Raw genomic sequence first — 17,989 nt, 5'->3', positions numbered from 1 at the left:
GAGGCTGTCCGGCTCGCGGCGAGGATCACGTCGTGCATTGGAGGGGGGACCGCACCATGAGCTGGAACCAAGTCTACGATCCGTTGGGAAATGCGTTCTGGTCGACGGCGCTCGCGGCGCTGCCGATCCTGGTGCTGCTGGGCGGCATCGGTCTTCTGCATCTCAAGGCGCATATCGCGGCGCTGCTCGGCCTCGCCGTGGCCCTGGCCGTGGCGGTGCTCGGCTTCGGGATGCCCGCCCCCATGGCCGGCGCGACGGCGGCCTACGGAGCCGCGTTCGGCCTCCTGCCGATCGGCTGGATCATCCTGAACGTGATCTTCCTGTACCGCTTGACCGAGCGGACCGGGCAGTTCGACATCCTGCGCGACTCGATCGCGGGCATCACGCCGGACCGGCGGCTGCAGCTGCTGTTCATCGCCTTCTCGTTCGGCGCCTTCTTCGAGGGGGCGGCGGGCTTCGGCACGCCGGTGGCGGTGACCGCCGCCATGCTGATGGGGCTCGGCTTCACGCCGCTCGCCGCCGCCGGCCTCTCGCTCATCGCCAACACGGCGCCGGTCGCCTACGGCGCGCTCGGCGCCCCCGTCATCGCCCTTGCCGCGGTCACGGGCCTCGACCTGATCGAACTCTCCGGCATGATCGGGCGTCAGCTCCCGTTCTTCTCGCTTCTCGTACCGTTCTGGCTGATCTGGGCGTTTGCCGGCCGCAAGGGCATGCTGGAAGTCTGGCCGGCGCTCCTCGTGGCCGGGCTCGCCTTCGCAGTTCCGCAATATCTCGTCTCGAACTTCCACGGTCCCTGGCTCGTCGACGTCGTCGCGGCGATCTGCTCGATGGCGGCGCTCGCGGGCTTCCTGCGGGTCTGGCAGCCGGCGCGCATCTGGACCGCGACGGACGGCGGCGCGCAGCCCGCCACGGTCGCACCGCGCCACGGCCACAGCGCCGGGACGGTGTTCCGGGCCTGGCTGCCCTGGCTGATCCTGTCGGTCTTCGTCTTCGCCTGGGGCGCACCGCAGTTCCGCGCTTGGCTCGACGCGATCTGGGTGTGGCGGATGCCGATCCCCGGCCTGCACAACCTCGTGTTCAAGATGCCGCCGGTCGTCGCCAGCGCCCATAGCGAGACGGCGGTCTACACCCTCAACCTGCTCTCGGCGACCGGAACCGGCATCCTCCTCTCGGCGATCGTCGGCGGCCTGATCCTCGGCTTCAACCCGCTCAAGCTGCTGCGCGAATACGGACGCACCGCCTGGCTCGTGCGCTACTCCCTGCTCACGATCTCGGCCATGCTGGCGCTCGGCTACGTCACCAAGTATTCGGGCACCGACGCCACCCTGGGGCTGGCCTTCGCCCAGACCGGTTTCATCTACCCCTTCTTCGGGGCGATGCTGGGTTGGCTCGGCGTGGCGCTGACGGGTTCGGACACCGCCTCGAACGTGCTGTTCGGCGGCCTGCAGAAGATCACGGCGGAGCAACTCGGCCTTTCGCCGATCCTGATGGCCGCCTCGAACTCGTCGGGCGGCGTGATGGGCAAGATGATCGACGCGCAATCGATTGTCGTCGCCTCCACCGCGACGCAGTGGTACGGCGGCGAGGCGAAGATCCTGCGCTACGTCTTCTTCCACTCGATCGCGCTCGCCGCCCTCGTCGGCGTGCTGGTGATGCTGCAGGCCTACGTGCCGCCCTTCACCGCCCTCGTCCCGGCCATGCCGGTTCCCGCCCTCGCGCACTGAGCCTTCCGGACCGGGGGCCCGCGGCGGCCCCCGGCCTTCCTTCCTCATCCGGCGCCGCCACGCTGCGCCAGCGGAGACCCGAGATGCGCTTGAAGAGCTGCCACAGCTTCCACGATTTCCGCCGCATGGCGCAGCAGCGCCTGCCGGGGCCGATCTTCGACTACATCGACGGCGCGGCCGACGACGAAGTCACCTATCGGCGCAACACCACCGCCTTCGAGACCTGCCAGCTCGTGCCCAACGTCCTGCGCGGCGTGGGCGAGATCGACATGTCGGTGACGGTGATGGGCCAGCGCCTGGCCATGCCCGTCTATTGCTCGCCCACCGCCCTGCAGCGGCTGTTCCACCATCAGGGCGAGCGGGCGGTCGCGGCGGCAGCGGGAAAATTCGGGACGATGTTCGGCGTCTCGTCGCTTGGAACCGTGAGCCTGGAGGAGGCGCGCCGCATCAGCGGCAGCCCCCAGGTCTACCAGTTCTACTTCCACAAGGATCGCGGCCTGAACCGCGCCATGATGGCCCGGGCCAAGCAGGCCGGCATCGAGGTCATGATGCTGACGGTGGACAGCATCACCGGCGGCAATCGCGAGCGCGACAAGCGCACCGGCTTCTCGATCCCCTTCCGGCTCACGCCGGCCGGGATGATGCAGTTCGCGCTGAAGCCGGCCTGGGCGATCAACTACCTGACCCACGAAGGCTTCAAGCTGCCGCAACTCGACGGTCACGTCGACATGGGCGGAGGCGCGCTCTCGATCAGCCGCTACTTCACCGAGATGCTCGATCCCAGCCTGTCATGGGACGACGTCGCCGCGATGGTGCGGGAATGGGGGGGCCAGTTCTGCCTGAAGGGCGTGATGTCGGTGGAGGATGCCAAGCGTGCGGTCGAGATCGGCTGCACCGGGATCATCCTGTCGAACCATGGCGGCCGGCAACTCGACGGATCGCGCTCGGCCTTCGACCAACTCGCCGAAATCGTCGATGCGGTCGGCGACCGGATCGACGTGATCATGGATGGCGGCGTCCAGCGCGGCACCCATGTGCTGAAGGCGCTGTCCCTCGGAGCCAAAGCCGTCGGCCTCGGCCGCTACTACCTGTTCCCCCTCGCGGCAGCCGGTCAGGCCGGCGTCGAACGTGCCCTCGAACTCATGCGATCCGAGATCGAACGCGATATGCGGCTGATGGGATGCGCGTCCATCGATCGGCTCACCCGGGCAAACCTGCGTTTTTCCTGAAGCGGCCATCGTCTCAGTCGAAGGTCAGGAAGCACAGCCAACATTCGATCATCGAACGCTTGCGACACGATCCCCCCAACGGCGTCCATCATTTCAGAGATCGGCATCACTCAGCCAGCGGAATCACAATGCGCGCGCTCAATGAGGACGAGAAGGCTGTTCTACAAGCCCTGACCGATGAATTCATCAGCACGTCGGTCATCAAAATACGATCCGGGTTCTCAAGCGGTGTGAAGAACGCGAGCACTCTCGCCGCCTGTTTGGAGCTGGAACGCCTGGAATTGGCGGAGTGCAGACGTTCCGGCCCAAGCGCGATGCAGCGCTGGCGGCGGGCTGCCGGCAAAATGGATCCTCCATGACGCCGGGACGGCATCGTTTCCGGCCGCCGTCGCGGGTCCATGCTCGGTCCCGGCCCGTGACGTGATGGGTCACCAGGGAGTCGTACGGGACCTCGTACGGGCCGAAGCCCGCCGCGCGGACGAGGACGGGCGACGCAAGCCGGCAAAGCGCGGTCTGCACGCGCACCGCTGACCAAGCGAAGCTGGCCCGTTCGGCCAGAAAAATCCCGTACCCGGTCACCTCGCGCGGGATCGAAACTTAGAAAACCAACGATCTCAACAACTTGGAGATCAGTTGGTGCCCAGGAAAGGACTGGGCGTTTTGGCAAGCACATTCAAGCAAATCAATGGGTTAGATCTGCCGCTAACAGGGCATGTGTAGCACCACTGTGTAGCATTTTCTAGACCTACCCAACGCAGTCGTCAGTAAAATTGACCACACCACTTGATGAAACTCATCACCCCACCCATCCTCAAGCCCTAGTTCGGCCTGTCGCTGATGCACCTGGCTTCGGCTGGTTGCCTGACACGTGACCCGGTGGCTCCGCCTTCCTGTGCAGCGCCAACGGAGAATTGCAGCCTCAAGGCACCCTCGCTGATCGGGGTGCCCTCAAAGCAGCATCACGGGCTTTTCCGAACGCAACCTTGGAAGAGCGACGATGCCACCATCCATCGGTCACAACTCTCGACGTACGCCCCCACCGCCTCGACTCGGGCTGGTCTGCGATGACCCAACCACGCCCGCTCAGCACGTGGCCGCTGGCCTCCTCCGCGCGATGCTGCGGCGGGGCCAGGGCTACGGCATCAAGGGGCCGACCTGGCGCCAGGGCCGTAACCATCGCCCGCCCGCGCGCCCGCGCGATGCAAAAGCAGCCGCTCGGAAGCTCACCAAGCGGCTGCGCAAGCACGCCGCGGGTGATCCTGAACTCCTCCGCATCGCCGCCCAGCTGCGCCGTTGCGACCGCCGCCACCGCTGCCTGCATCCGGCCTGTCCGCAGTGCGGCCGGGCGGTGCAGCGACTTATGGTGCGGATCATCGCGCGCTTCCATAAGGCGCACGCGGAACTTGGCCCCTGGCGGGTGCTGTCGATCATTCTGCCGGCGCGCCCGGGAGACGCGGCGATCGCGTTTGACAGATCGTGGGAAGGCTACGCCGCGTTGCTCCAGCAGGCCGGGCTGACTCGCGGCGTGTTTGGGCTCGACCTGAGCTTCAACGAGGACGATCGCCGTGCGCTCGACAAGGCGGACCGGTTCGAGCCGCACGCCTGCGTGCACCTCTACGGTCTTGCCCCGGCAGTGGATGTCGAGGCCGCAGCGCCGAAGTTGAAGCGGCTTGTGCCCGCGACGGACGCGGTCCGCCGCCCCGTTCGCTCGACGCCCTTCGATGGCGACCTCGCGGCGGTCGCCTACAGCTTCAAATCCGATTTCGCCCGGCGCCAGACCATCCAGCAAGACAAGCCGGGTCGGGCCAATCCGGTGCGAAACACTCGCGACCGCCCGCTCACCGTCGAACAACAGATCCGCACGGTTCGGGCGCTCGACCGAGCCGGGCTGAACGGCCGGATCATGCTGCTCGGCTTGAGCATGAAGGTCATCGCCTGAGCCTGGGCGGTCACAAAGCCCAAATCTGAGGGAGGAGCCCGGAAGCCAAAACGAAGGCCAGCAACCCCAAGCCCCCGAAACGAGCTCGAAGGAGGCGAGCCCCCAACGACGCCCATTGTCACCCGGCACAACCACTCGATGAGGGATGGTGCCGATGAAGCCGAGAAGGAGATCCTGCCCGCGGTCGCGGTGCCCTTCTGCACTGAACCATGCCGCCGACCGCTGCGCGGTCAGCGCCGAACCTAAGGAGCGCGAACGCAAATTCACTGCCCCCATCACGCGTGCACGACGCCTCTGCGAGGCCGCGTGCCGTTCGATGCGAAGGAGCCTGAAACCGAAGCCGATGTCGTCACCGAAACCCGTCCTTCCTCAACGACTGGCCTGGGGGGACTGCAGAGGAGTCTCCGACCACGAAAATGATGTGAACTGCAGCACGCTCATTTCACCGTGAAATGCACGACCGTAGCGCGCCCAGAGAGCGTGCCACCCGTGCCGGGCGTGCCACCCCCATTAAACCCAGCGCGCCCGCTCCCGGCACAGCCGGTACGCGCGGCACGCTAACAATGCGAGATTGCCCATGCCAGGCAAAGCTCTGATCCCCTACCGGAAGCCGGCGCGCCGCGACCGGCAGCGTAAAACAGTCAAGCTCGAACGGATCCAGTCGGCCCCACGTCCCGTCGTCGCCAAAGTTGCCCGTGTCGTCGATGAGGCGACCAATCTCGCGTTCGACCGCTTCGAAGCGATGTCCGACCTCGGCGAGCGCGTCCTCGCTGACGTGCCGTGCGAAAAATCGGAAAGGCCGACGGAGGTTCTGGCCGCGCTGCGCAAGCACAACGCCGCGCTTACGACCAAGGCGTCTGCGGACGCGATCCAAGCCGCCATCGACCAGCCGCCCCCGTGCTACGTGCGCCATGCTGCGCAGCCCGGGTGGTACAAGAACGGGCAGGATGCGTTCGTGCGCCCGACCCATGTCGTCGGGGCCATTCCCGGCATCGCGGAGGTGCTGCCGCCCCGGCCCGAGCCCGGCAAGAAGCGTCAGATCGTGTTCGGCAACGTCGGAACGATCGAGGGTTTTCAGCGTGATATCGCCCGCCGCGCGCGCTGGTCCACGCGGGCCACGCTGATGCTCGGGGTGCCCTTCGCCGGCCCGCTCCTGCGGCTGCTCGGGATGCAGTCGTGGGGCATCAACCTGTTTGGCAAGACGAAAACCGGCAAGTCCACGGCGCAGGTCATCGGGGGCTCTGTCATCGGCCTGGGTACGGAGGCGGCGCTGCCGAGCTTTAAGGCGACCATCACCGGGCTCGATCAGATCGCCATCACCAGCAACGACGGCGTGCTGTTCGTCAACGAGGCCGGCCTGCTCGGCCGGAACGCCTACGCCACCCTCAGCCCGATGATCTATGGACTGAGCGAGGGCAAGGACAAGGTCCGCGCCGGCGAGTCGGTCTACGCCAGCGATGCGGCCGCCTCAGGCTGGTCGCTCGTCTACGTGCTGTCCTCGGAGGAGGCCATTGAGGCGCTGGCCCTGCAGGCCGGAACGACGCGTCAGGGCGGCGAGGTAGCTCGCTGCCTCGACGTACCGGCGGTGCACAGCGGCAACTCCACGGTCTTCGACCGCCGGCCGCCCGCCCTGACGGACGAGGCGTTCACCCGCTGGGCGCACCGCCAAATGGCCGAGATGCGCGAGGCCTGCGCGGCGAACCACGGCGTTGTGTTCGACGCCTATCTGCGCGGACTGATCGACCTCGGCGAGGAGCTCAAGCCGCGTGCGCAGGCCTACGTCGATGAGTTCGTGAACAGCCTGTTTCTGAAGGACGCCGATGGAGCGGTGAACCACGCGGCGCGCAACTTCGGGACGGTCTACGCCGGCCTTCGACTGGCCATGGACATGGGGCTGCTGCCGCCGCCTTGGCGGGCCCTTGCTGCTCGGAAGGCGGTCAAGGCGTGCTTCCGCGACGGACTCAAGCTCAGCCGGCTGCGCGACACGACATTGGAGGAGGCCAAGGCGATCCTGCACCAGCGCCTCACCGAGATGCCGTTGCCGCGCAAGCAGGAGGCGCGGCTCGATACGGATGTCGGCTTCCGCACGACCGAGGGGCCCGACGAGTTGGTGGCGATCCGCTCGACGGAGTTCGTGCGCTGGTTCAAATCTGATTCGGCGCATCTTCAGGCTGTGTTGTCGTGGCTCGACGAGCAGGGCGCGCTGGTGAAGTCGGACGCGGCCAAGCGTCCGATGGGCCGGGGCTACGAGTGGGCGGTGACGACTCCGCGCGCGCCGGGCTGGAAGGGCAAGTGCATCGTGTTGCGCCTGCCGATCCCGAAGTAAGACCACCCGCCGACTTCCCTCCCCGGAGGGAAGTCGGCGGGGGCCGACATTCCGTTTAAGCCGATCATGACAGCGCGGTAGCAAACGCCTGCACTGCCTCCTACAGAGGAGGATGCGCGCTGGCGTAAGCACCTTGGTCGGCTGCGCAAGGACAAGAGCACCCGGAAGTGTGTTCCCTTGTCCGACGACGCCTCCAGGGCGGCCCTAACTCGAACTCGCAGAGGTCTCCGGTCGAGGCCTTGACCTCGTAGCGCCAGCGATCGCCGTTGGCCCGGACGGCCTCGAAATCATAACCCAGGCCGTCTTCGCCCCCGTCGCCGAGCAGGCTGACAGCACGGTTTGGAGAGCGCCACGCGGCTTCGGCCTGTTTGGGCATCAGCTTTTGCCGCCGAGCGATCCATCCCAGCGCCTTGGTCTTGCCGAGAAGTCCGATAGCGGACCGCTGCGCCTCGGACACCCTGAGAATCGGCGTGGAAAAAGGGTTCATCCGCACTTTCAGTGCTTTTGGGCTATCGTTTGCCGAAGCTCTGCCGGTCTCGGTTCATGCGACATGCAGGACGCGCTGGCGCAGAAGATCGAACTTGGCCCGGCCGTACATGCTGCGCTTGATCAGTTTGAGGCGGTTGACCTGCCCTTCGACCGGGCTGTTGCTCCGGGGTTCGACGATGGCTGCGCGCACGGCTGCTTCGTCCTGCCGGAGCCCGGCGACGAAGCCGCCGAGATCGGTTGCGGCTGCAGCCTCCAGCCATGGCGTCAGTCCGGTGGGATCTCTCTGCCGCTGGAGGTCGGCGAAGGCGCGTACATCCTCGGCGGCTTGCTTCAGCTTCGGCGCGGCGATGCAGACCGCGTCGGCGAAGGCGCGATCCTCCCGTGACAGCGCGGTCGGGTCGCAGGTGAGTCAGTGGGTGATGCGGCGTGTCGAGGGGATCCGGGCGGCCGGTGGTCGGGCCGGCGCACCCTGCCTCCGTCGCGCAGCCCAGCATCGGACGATGTCGGTGCCGGTGAAGCCCTGCGCGCGCAACTCGCGGTGAAGGACGGTGGCGCTGTGCTGGCCCTCCTGCCAGCGCGTCTCGACGAAGGGGAGATGGCGGTCGAGCCGGCTCGAACCCGGTGCTCGACGGTAGGGCATGAACCGGCCCGCCCGGAGCCAGCGGCGCACAGCGTCGCGTGACGCACCGATACGGCGAGCGATCTCCTTGGTCGACAGACCTTCGCCGTGGAGGCACAGGGCTGTCTCGCAGCGGTCGCGTCGCCGGCTGTTTACCTCTGGCGTGCGTGCGCTCTCCGTTAGGTCAGGGGAGGCAGAGCGATCGTGCATGCCGCGGTGGAACACGTCCCGGATCTAGAGGCTGGTGCCGTTCGACGATACCGCGCAGCGCCTCGGACGCGTTGACGAGCAGATGCCAGCGATCCGCGACCTGCGTCGCCGCCGGCGCTCACGTGCGCGCGGCCTCGGCGTAGGGTCCCGAGCGGTCACGGCTGATGAGGGTCACGCTCGGATGGGCGGCGAGCCAGTCCCGCACCGGCGCCGACGAGCGGCCGGGCAACAGGTCGATGACGCGCTTCCGTTCCAGGTCGCACACGATGGTGCCGTAGGATCGGCCGCGCCGCCAGGTCCAGTCGTCGATGCCGACTACGCGCGGCGGCGAGGACGGCACGGTCCCGCGGCGGCGGATCAGGCGCAGGACCGTGTCGCCGCTGACCGGCATGGCCAGCCGCCGCGACAACCGAGCGCCGGGCTCCCCGCCCAGCACCATACCGATATCGGTTTGCGCCTCGGCCAATCGGTCGCTGCGGCGCGCCTTGCGCGCGCCCAGCCCCGGCACGCGTTCGGCGAAGATCCGACCCGGGAAATGGCTGCACCGGAAGCGACACACCCTTCCTCGACCACGCGCTCGCGCAGGTCCTCGTGCGGGCACCGGATGGGCTTCGCGATATCGCGTACGCTTGTGCGACGCCACCAGAGCCGCGCCGGCGGCGCGAAGCCGAGGTCTAACGGCGCGGTCGCGGGCATCAGGCCGCCCGACGCAGGAACGACACTTTGACCTGTGAACGCCTGCCGTTGCGGGCTCGACCAAGGTCCGGCGGCCCTCGTCCGCCGACCGCCAGACGAACTGCGGAATGCCCTCCATGAGTATGCGCAGGCGCTCCTCGCTCTTGACCAACGCCTGCTGCACGCGACGGGTCTCGGTGACGTCTTGACCGATCTTGATGATCTCGCGGATCTAACCCCCGCCGCTCACGAGCGGCTGCATCAAGCCGTCGACGAAGATGCAAGAGCCGTCCTCCTGCAGCTGCCAGCGGACGTCCGGCCCGAGACCCTCACGGAAAGCGGTCTCCAGCTCCGCCTTCGGAGCGCCGCTGGCGATGTGTTGGGCGCAAACGTCAGATCATCGGAGCAATCCAAGATTTCAGCCGCCGACCAGCCGTAGACGGCCGCAGCACCCGCCGGCCGCGAGGAAATGATTTCCTAGTCTTCAAGGGTGAAAATGGCGTACTGATCCGGCGGCTCATGCTTCGCGCCGCGGTCCGCCGGTAGTACCGAGAAACAGGTCAGGCCGTCGATGCGGTCGCCCGACAAAACCGTCGGGGTACGCTCGCGTTGTGCATCGGTTCTGACCAAAACCGGAAGGTCTCCAGCGCCTAATCGGCGACGCAACTGGGAACACTGTTTGCTATAAGATGCCTACCTCTTGAGACTTGGACAGCAGCTTTAACAAAGCCGCACTTTGCGTCTCGTTCGGAACTTTTGCCGGAATCTGAATAGCAACGCGGAGCAAAGCAAGATCCCTCGGACCAAACAAGCAACGATTTGTGCCTTCGCGGAGTAGCAAAGACCACTGTTGCGGAGGCACAGATAGTACTCGCCGTTGAGCCTCGATACCGTTATCGATTTTCTGCGTCTGCTTGGCGGTTCTTACCTCATGCTTGTTATCCTCAGCACTTTCGAGCAGCTCCCAAAAATAATTAGGGAGATCCTCAGAGATACGATCAACCTGCGCAACCAGTCTATTCCAGCAGCCGTCCTTTTTACACCACTCCGAAATGTTGGAAATTCCAGCGGGCGGTTTAGTGATGTCCGCATGCACTGCACTAGCTATTACAACTATAGTTTCGAGAAGCGACTCATCGACGGCCTGTGTATTCCAAATGCGCAGAAAATCCAAAGCAGAAGAACGACGTTTGACGATTTCGGACAGCATAGAAAGCGTATATGCGACGATATTCGCTCGATAGCCACCATTGTACCAAGACTGAGCCGAGACAAGCTTTTCAGTTGCACGAAAGATAATGTTCCGCGCAATTGCTCTCTTGAAATACCATTCATTAAAATGGTCGGATGAACGCTCCCACTCCTTCCCTATCCTTAGCGCATAGCGCGCGAAATTTTTTTGACTTCCAAGATTGACCCATCTTGGATGTTCATCGAATACGTTTTCGAACTTAGCCAGATCGGTTTTGGTAAACATCTGGCTCTTAGGGTATTCTAACACAAAAAGCTTCTGCTCGCCAGATAATAATTTAAGCTGCTCGTCAGAATACTGTCCACGTGCCCGCTCGTAGAACCACTTTGTCTCGCGCTGAGCTCCCTGCTGTGCAGGCGCCCAGATCCGACGCGAGAAGTCGGCCATACGCAGATGGTATGGATGATTGGAAAAAAAGTCAGCCGCATTTACCCGATTCTGAGTGTTTGCATACTCCGAGATTCGCGGGACGATAATCTCACTTTGTTCACTATCAACAACGGAAAGTTTCATTTGAACGAATACTTGCGACAAATCAGCTTTGTCACGCCGCTGCGTGTGAAACAACGAGGCAGTGGTTTGGCCGCCATTCACGATTTGAAGATCGGTGATGCGAACTAACTGCAGCCCACCTGCGGAAAGAGACGTTTCAACTTCCTGAGCCGTTGCAGTGATGCCGTTGTTGTATGCAAAAAACATTTGTGGCTCGTTGATAATGGTCCCCCGGATCCCCTTATTTACTTGAGCGCGAGCTTGGAGGAACGTCCTTACGTTTTGCTCCAGTAGCCGGGCGCTAAATTTATCGTAGAGCGCAGCGAGTATCGTTGCTGGCATCACGGTCAAGTATGAAATATAAGTATCTGACCCGAGATTGGCCGGGAGGCAACTGATGCCGTGCCCAAACAACTCAATAAAATCAATATTAAGAGGCTCTTTGCGCCCGCGCGAGCTGTGTTGACGCTGAAACCTCGCCATATCCCAGACGTGATACGCGGAACGAACACCGCCAACATTTCCGTCGGGGAATGATTGGTTCCGAGTGCTGAACTCACGCTCTGACGTCAAATAGAAATTTACTTGACGCAGAACTGAACGTCGGGCCGCGATTTGTTGAACCAAGCTATACTCAGGCGTAGTCACGTCAGGCATTAAGGTGCCCTCAAGACTCGCCTCGAAAAAGTTTGCAGCTCGCTTGAACGCCGCAGTGGCTTCCGCGTGGGTAAGCCTCTCAAGCTGACGGCGACAATCGAAATCGGCAACGAAGATATCAATCGCACCTTCGTCGTTGAACCAATAGCCATCGACGCGCATGCCGCGCCGGGCTCGATAATGGCAGTGCTCAAATCCCTCAACGAAGCCTGTCTCGATCAGCTCCGTCGAGGTGGCTTCCATGAAAGCTTCGAGCGAAGAAGTACTGTTAGCCTCCGCATTGGCCAGAGTTCCTTGACGGAAGTTGTGAAAAAACTGCTCAACAAGCAGTTCTAACTGCTTACCCGAAGACGGTGGCGTTGTCGCATTCATAGGGCGCGATGCTTTCTAATCTGATATCGTATGCAACCGCATCAATGCCAGCGGGCAAGACGGCCCGTACGAGGCGCGGAAATTCTCCAGTTACATGGTAGCTGCGTACGTCACTTACGATGTATTTTGTGTTGTCGTAATCAGGAAGAGGAGCATAGCCGTAACTTTGAAGCTTGCTATCAATTATATCGGCTGAGTCCGCGAACTGAGCCTGTATGGACGCCACCATCTCATTGAGAGAGCGCGCGCCTACCGCTTCAGATAAGTTGCTCAAGCGATAGATGCGCAAAAACAAACGGTCATTGAGTGAACAAAGCTGGTCTTCTGAGGAAATGCAAACTGTATTTCGCTCGCTGCCGGAAACTGACTTGATCTCAATCGCCGTATTTCCGAAAATAAAATCTTGATGAGACCTTTCAGGGCCGAGCCAGGCTTCGGCTGCGTCGCTGGTTGACGCCTTTTGGTCGGCAAGCTCCGATAAGAAGGCGAGTTCAGCGAAAAGGCCCCGTATCTCCTCCGCTGACAATTTTCGCTTCTGCCCGGAAAGGAAAGCCTTCCACCGACGGATCTGTGTCAGGGTAATTGATAGCGCACTACTAGAGTCTGTCGCGCGTTCAAGGGAGGAAACGAGCGTGCGACAAAGACTTTCGAAGAGGTCGCGATCAGCTTGTTTTTCCAACGAAAGGACAAGGCGCTGTTGCCCGGGGTCGCCGCCACTAAGGTCAACCCTAATGCCATGAACTGTGACCGCGTTCTTTCTATACTGAAGGACATGATCGCCCTGAAGCTCCACTAAAAATAAGCAGGATCCGTCGCTGTCTCTTCCCCAAAAACAAGGAACAGTCGGTTCGCCGACTACCTGGCGAACGTTGAAGTCAGCATTTGGAATCGCGATATCATCCCAGGGCGCGGTCTTAGGCGTCATAATCTTCTTCCTCGTCCGGGGTATCGCCATAGCCCTGCATCTGCTGCAGCCAAACCTTGTTCACGACAACATTGATTGTGGTCGAGTAGTCGCCATACGGGAAACTGACACCAAATGCAGCGACCGGCCCAACGAGTGCTTCATTTCGAGGTGCGAGACTGTGGATCATGAGGAGGGGCTTATTCCGCACCATTCGGTAGTGGGTATCGGAAACAGTTTCGTTGCCGTTCTCCTCCGTTGCCAAAGCCTCCGCTTCCTTAAGCTGAGTGTCGCTGAGTCCAAGCTTTTCATCTCCACGGGACGCAACGCGGTCCTTGTTCAGGCGCCATGCCGTACCGTTCGCCTGATCCTTTCCAACGACACGCACTTGATTCTTGAGGGTGTAGGGTTGGTCGCCGCCCGATCCAGCCGAGGGTGAAATTAGGAGAACGTCAGCAAGCGGGCGTCTCTCCGCGATGCGCTCGAGATAGCTAACTACGTCCGCTTTAAGCCCAGCAAACGTCGAATGTGTCTCAAACCGCTTGAGAAAGTCCTCCACCACGCCAATCGGGACATCGCGGAAAATGACACCCTTATCAGTCTGCTCTTCGGGACGTCCTGCAAAACCGCTGCGCCAGTACTCCGCGATCAACGCGAAGTTGCGACCGTTAACATCAGGATTAGTCGATACAATGTAACTTTCCCTCAGGCGGCCACTGAAGCTTTGTTCAACTGTTAACTCTTCGCCGGAGCGCATTTTATTCGCGGCCGTGATAAGCAGGCTGTCTGGGTGAGCCCGAACGTAAAGTCCGAAATCTCTCGGGCTCATGCCGTCGCGCCGCATCCGCTTGATCTGCTGGGTAAGTTCTTCAGCAGCCTCGGCAATGTGCGAATACCAGTTGATAGATTCTCGTGAGAGATGAACTCGGCAGAGGTCTTGGAAGCCCGGACGATAACCGAACCAGCGCCCCATTTGCATCAACGTGTCGTACATTCTAGTATTGCGATACATGTAGCTGACGGTGAGGCCCTCAATAGTGAGACCGCGCGAAAGGCTTAGGCCACCGACGGCAACTGCGGTTAAGCCGATCCCTTCCCTCTCATATCGAGCATAATCGAGTGCTTCATCGCTTTTGCTGTTGATGACATATAGGTGAAGATGATCAAACACGCTGTTCAGATGAGATTTGACTTCAATCCAAGTATGGCCTACTTCGGCGTACTCGGCATCAAATGCCGTTCTGAGCGCCTGCATGTACAGGTTCGCAGAAGAGACGGACTCCGGCATAAGGTAGTTAGCCCGAACCGCCTCTCTCATTTTCTTCTCACGTAAGCTTATGAAGTCTCGCACCGCCTTCTGGATAGGCACAAAGCGGGAGACATTAATCATCATAGAGCAGTGTTTGGTTCTCTGTCCCCGTAGGTTTCGAATGGCACGGGCGACGATGAATTGATCGAACGCATGGTAGAGGCTTGGTGGGAGTTCAAGGATCAGCGCGTCACGTCTGTGCGAGTGAGGGAGGAAATCCTCGCAATCATCGATGGGTCTAACGACGGACTGACTTGTATCTTCATCGAGGAAGACTTTTTCTGCGCCAAAGTAAGTTGTAGGCGCGTCAAGGCAGTAGATAAAATCTCGGGGAAACAGCTCCTCGCGAACTTCCTCATCGTAGGCGTCATGGTTGATGAAAATGTTAGCGAAGGGTGTCGCTGTATACCCGACATAGCAGGATTTTGCGAACAAGCTTAGAATGCGCCGAAGCATCGCATTTGTGCGTGTTGGATTGAGATCTTCTTTATTGGTGTTGATAGATGCGTTGTCAGCTTCATCGTCAATAAGCAGCATTGGAACGTCTGCAATTCGACCGTCACCTTCGGCATTTAGCTCCTTTAGCCATTTGTGGAGAGCTGTCAAAGTTGTGACGTTTTTCTTAATGACGAGAATTATCGGCTTACTAAAGTCGTTGATTTTCCAGCCGCTTTTTGTAGCCGTATTTTTATTAAAATCCTCATTGATGTTGGTCAGAGTTGCGGGATTTGGGAACCCGGGAGTGAGGCCAACTCCGATTGCGCGGCGGTCGTCAGGATCACTGGATCGACCGATGAACGCCTCGTCAATTCGCTCTTGGGTCTGCTTGCGTAGATTGTTGTGGATGCCAGCTATTACAACGATGAATTTGTAGCCAGCATCTGCTGCCCGCGCGATCAGGCCGGTGTAATTTGCCGTTTTGCCTGATTGGACGTGACCGATAACGAGGCCTCGTCGACTCCAATTTGCTCCTTCACTGAGCGGGTCCTCCAAGTGCCCAAGGATACGAGCGGTGACATCGCTGAGCGACTGCACCATCTGAGGCGGCCAGCCGTCCTTCAATAAGAAGTTTTCGTAGGCGTTAGAATACGTCCAAGCGACGTCGCTGCGTTTGCGGACCCACTGATCATCGTGTTTTGCGGCAACATCAACTAGCGACACGCCAGCACCCATGCGCGTGTCTACCGAGATCATAGCCTCCGTGACAATGTTGCGGAGGTCGCCGGAGTAGCCGAAGATCCCAGCTATCTGCTTGGCCTTATCTTCTACTTCATCTCGCGTCGGCGGTTCGGCCAAGTTTGCCAGCCCCGATATCAGAGCATTCGCGATGTTTCTCTCTTCCGTAATCACGGTCGTGGTCATATGAAGCTCTCGCTGATAAAGTTTTCGACGATCTCGACATGGCCTTCGAATAGACGTGTCGAGCGTACAATCTGAAGAAACGCGTTTGCGTCACCTAGGCCGTCGCCGTATAGTGCCTTCTTGAGACCTTTAAGCCGCCGGAGTGCTTCCAGCGCATCCACTTCCGTTTGACGTACTATTGACGGATTTGTTGAGTAGTCGGAGTATATCATCTCCACAGGCAAAGAGGCAGCGACTGACTGGATCAGTAAGTCGAGCGAATGTGCGTCGTTTGGGGTGAGTCGAGAACGTAGTGCTGCGACAAGAGGATGTTCTGCGTTAAGCGCGAAGCGGATGCCCAGCTGATCGGCATAGCGTTCCCAAAACGGAGCCGGATCTTCCTGAAACAGCTTTTGGCCGCGGCCCCGATGAATGCTGACACTGCGGGCAGTGATCTGGTCGATAATTTGACGCAATCGATGACGCACTACAGGCGGCGGGCGAGCCCGGGATTTTTTTATGTCGATAGTCCAAGCTTCGTCGAGGCTGTTCGTGAAGTCGATCTGGACACGGGCGAGCTTGGTCGTTTCGCCTTTGGGTATAAGTCGGAACCAGTCTCCCCAGGCCATCAGGCGACCGTTCCGATAGATATATGCACCCTGATTTGATACAAAATCACTTCGATCCTGGTAGTATTTGTGTTCTGATGCGGTAAGTCGACTATGGTGAGGTAGTATAAAAGGTTGAATCGCTATTACCTCATTGCCAATCCAGACCTTTTCCTCTCGCAACACTTGGGTTGCCTCGTTCTTTCGACAGAACGGATCGAAAGGGGTGACTGGATGGCCGTTGATGCGGATAGCAAGCCTCCGCCGGCCTTTCACTTCGCCGGCGAGGAAGCGGTGGAAGACGAGTGATAGATGACGCTCGACTACGGCAAGCTTTTCGTTGACGATTTCGTCACGTCTTTCGCCAGTTTCATCCTCAAAAAGACGATCAAGATCGCGCCAGATCACTAGCGTTCCTGTATTCTTCAGTTCAGTAAGGTAGGGCTGTTCGGATATTTCTTTGCAATCGAGAATGTTGATGAACCAGTCGTCTTCCGCTTCGACCTGCGCGAGGTCCCACTCGGCACCGGCATACTCTCCACTTTGCGAGCTTATCACCGTCAGGCGGCGGCATTGCGAGAAAGAGGCAGTTTTCAATCCAAGGCCGAATCTTCCAAGATCTTTTGGCCCGCGGTCCTGCCGTGGGTCAGTTGATCCATGACGCATAGCTGAAATTACTTCAGCTTTAGTCATACCTCGCCCGTTATCGGCGACAACCAAGACAGCGGGGGTGCAGCTCAGATTGCAGAAAATTCGAACATCGGTTGCATCAGCCGTGATGCTGTTGTCAATTAGATCAGCAATTGCGGTTTCAAGTGCGTAACCAAGATCACGCAGAGACGCTGTCAGAGTAGCGGCGCTTGGTGGCAGATGATGGAGCGTGGCCATCGGAGCGTTTCCGTTATATATGTTGTTTTTTCTGGGCACTTCTTCGTGCCCTTTTGTTAAGATTTTGTCGTACATTAAAAAATGCGAACAAACAGTTGGCTCCTCAGCTCCTGCGGCGCGATATGTTGCTTAGTCTCCGCACGGCTTCATCATCTTGGGCGAATTGCCGTTTATCTCCGATTCGAGCTATGCTGCTAACCTCGTGATCAGATTTCGGAGCGACTGTGCTTCGGTATGCCGCAACGCTGAACCGGCCCTTATCCGACGCGGCTCTTAGGCTACAAGGATGACAAGCATGGTTCATCGCCCATTCCTCTCGGTTCTGCAGCATCAAGGCATGAATTTGGGTTGGAACGAAGCTGGTGCTCCACGGCGGTGTCAAACAATTTCCGGCTGTGTCTTTTCGAGCACGCTGTAGGATGTGCCGGCCGGTTGCTACCGGATCCGGGTGAGCCGGACTTATGCTGGGCAGTGATCGGGCGGGGCTGTGAATCTATCTTTCGGTTTGGGCTAAGCATGATGGGTTGGCCGCTCCCAAGGCATCGGGGCTCGACTTCGATGCCGAGCTTGAGCGCAGTCGTGGCCGGCTTCTCGCCGGTGTTGCCCTGATCGACGAAGGCGATCTCCACGCTGTCGTCGGAGGCTGCCTGCACGGCCTTGGCCAGATGCGCGAGTTGGAAACGGTCATGAGCGGGTCCGCCGCCATGTGCAGCTTCGAGCCTTGCTTGCGCTTTGCCCCGTCGTAGCCGGCCCGCTCGCCGCTCTAGGTGTTTGATCCCGTGGTGTGGTGGTACGTTTGACCACCACGCTGCGAGGGATGCGCTATGGGCCAAATTCTTCACGGAAGCGCCCGTACGACGGAGCGGCTGTGTTGAAGGTCAAGCGGTGAGTGGCTGCCAAGGCGTGCGGTCGCGGACGATGGCGTTGAGCGTCACCAAGAGCTTTCGCATCACCG

The 17,989-nt window shown here is 60.5% G+C and carries 9 protein-coding genes and 2 pseudogenes; 5 read left to right on the top strand and 6 right to left on the bottom strand.

Features of this window, described 5'->3' with window-relative positions; genetic code table 11:
- Positions 1-56: 56 nt before the first annotated feature.
- From BM140_RS22715 to BM140_RS22700, 5 genes are all read left to right on the top strand, one after another.
- Positions 57-1,724 (top strand): L-lactate permease, encoded by a 1,668-nt coding sequence (locus tag BM140_RS22715; protein ID WP_091951414.1) that lies wholly within the window; start codon positions 57-59, stop codon positions 1,722-1,724.
- A gap of 83 nt (positions 1,725-1,807) precedes the next feature.
- Entirely contained in the window at positions 1,808-2,953 is a 1,146-nt protein-coding gene (locus tag BM140_RS22710; protein ID WP_091951412.1) for an alpha-hydroxy acid oxidase, read from the top strand.
- Positions 2,954-3,081: 128 nt separating this feature from the next.
- Positions 3,082-3,312 carry a hypothetical protein gene (locus BM140_RS25575; protein ID WP_131803936.1) on the top strand — a complete coding sequence of 77 codons (231 nt, stop codon included), beginning with the start codon at positions 3,082-3,084 and terminating at the stop codon, positions 3,310-3,312.
- Between the two features lie 731 nt (positions 3,313-4,043).
- Complete coding sequence (locus BM140_RS22705; RefSeq protein WP_091951410.1) at positions 4,044-4,892, top strand: hypothetical protein; 849 nt, start codon at positions 4,044-4,046, stop codon at positions 4,890-4,892.
- A 577-nt stretch (positions 4,893-5,469) separates the two neighbouring features.
- The gene (locus BM140_RS22700) at positions 5,470-7,218 is read left to right on the top strand and encodes a DUF927 domain-containing protein (RefSeq protein WP_091951408.1); all 1,749 of its coding nucleotides are present in this window, start codon (positions 5,470-5,472) and stop codon (positions 7,216-7,218) included.
- A gap of 541 nt (positions 7,219-7,759) precedes the next feature.
- Here BM140_RS22700 and BM140_RS22695 read toward each other — a convergent pair.
- The 6 genes and pseudogenes from BM140_RS22695 to BM140_RS26455 form a co-directional block, all read right to left on the bottom strand.
- A pseudogene (locus BM140_RS22695) lies at positions 7,760-9,098 on the bottom strand (ISL3 family transposase); the annotation flags it as partial.
- 795 nt (positions 9,099-9,893) lie between these two features.
- Positions 9,894-11,984, bottom strand: coding sequence for an AIPR family protein (locus BM140_RS22685; protein ID WP_091951404.1), 2,091 nt, complete (start codon positions 11,982-11,984; stop codon positions 9,894-9,896).
- Positions 11,953-12,909 (bottom strand): PD-(D/E)XK motif protein, encoded by a 957-nt coding sequence (locus BM140_RS22680; protein WP_091951401.1) that lies wholly within the window; start codon positions 12,907-12,909, stop codon positions 11,953-11,955. The genes BM140_RS22685 and BM140_RS22680 overlap by 32 nt, the downstream gene beginning before the upstream one ends.
- A complete protein-coding gene (locus BM140_RS22675; RefSeq protein ID WP_091951398.1) occupies positions 12,899-15,559 on the bottom strand; it encodes a Z1 domain-containing protein in 2,661 nt (886 codons plus the stop codon). The genes BM140_RS22680 and BM140_RS22675 overlap by 11 nt, the downstream gene beginning before the upstream one ends.
- On the bottom strand, positions 15,556-17,034 hold the full coding sequence (locus BM140_RS22670) for an ATP-binding protein (RefSeq protein ID WP_091951396.1): 1,479 nt from the start codon (positions 17,032-17,034) through the stop codon (positions 15,556-15,558). Before BM140_RS22670 ends, BM140_RS22675 begins: the two co-directional genes overlap by 4 nt.
- A gap of 548 nt (positions 17,035-17,582) precedes the next feature.
- Positions 17,583-17,797: pseudogene (locus tag BM140_RS26455) on the bottom strand (IS5/IS1182 family transposase); the annotation flags it as partial.
- Between the last annotated feature and the right edge of the window lie 192 nt (positions 17,798-17,989).

It is taken from the genome of Methylorubrum salsuginis, from assembly GCF_900114375.1.
Lineage (GTDB): Bacteria > Pseudomonadota > Alphaproteobacteria > Rhizobiales > Beijerinckiaceae > Methylobacterium > Methylobacterium salsuginis.
This window is presented reverse-complemented; position numbering and strand designations above follow the sequence as displayed.

Bases quoted from the DNA above. Each gene is read 5' to 3' on its own strand.
- BM140_RS22685 (WP_091951404.1), bottom strand. From the start codon at position 11,984: ATGAATGCGACAACGCCACCGTCTTCGGGTAAGCAGTTAGAACTGCTT.
- BM140_RS25575 (WP_131803936.1), top strand. From the start codon at position 3,082: ATGCGCGCGCTCAATGAGGACGAGAAGGCTGTTCTACAAGCCCTGACC.
- BM140_RS22700 (WP_091951408.1), top strand. From the start codon at position 5,470: ATGCCAGGCAAAGCTCTGATCCCCTACCGGAAGCCGGCGCGCCGCGAC.
- BM140_RS22710 (WP_091951412.1), top strand. From the start codon at position 1,808: ATGCGCTTGAAGAGCTGCCACAGCTTCCACGATTTCCGCCGCATGGCG.
- BM140_RS22680 (WP_091951401.1), bottom strand. From the start codon at position 12,909: ATGACGCCTAAGACCGCGCCCTGGGATGATATCGCGATTCCAAATGCT.
- BM140_RS22670 (WP_091951396.1), bottom strand. From the start codon at position 17,034: ATGGCCACGCTCCATCATCTGCCACCAAGCGCCGCTACTCTGACAGCG.
- BM140_RS22675 (WP_091951398.1), bottom strand. From the start codon at position 15,559: ATGACCACGACCGTGATTACGGAAGAGAGAAACATCGCGAATGCTCTG.
- BM140_RS22715 (WP_091951414.1), top strand. From the start codon at position 57: ATGAGCTGGAACCAAGTCTACGATCCGTTGGGAAATGCGTTCTGGTCG.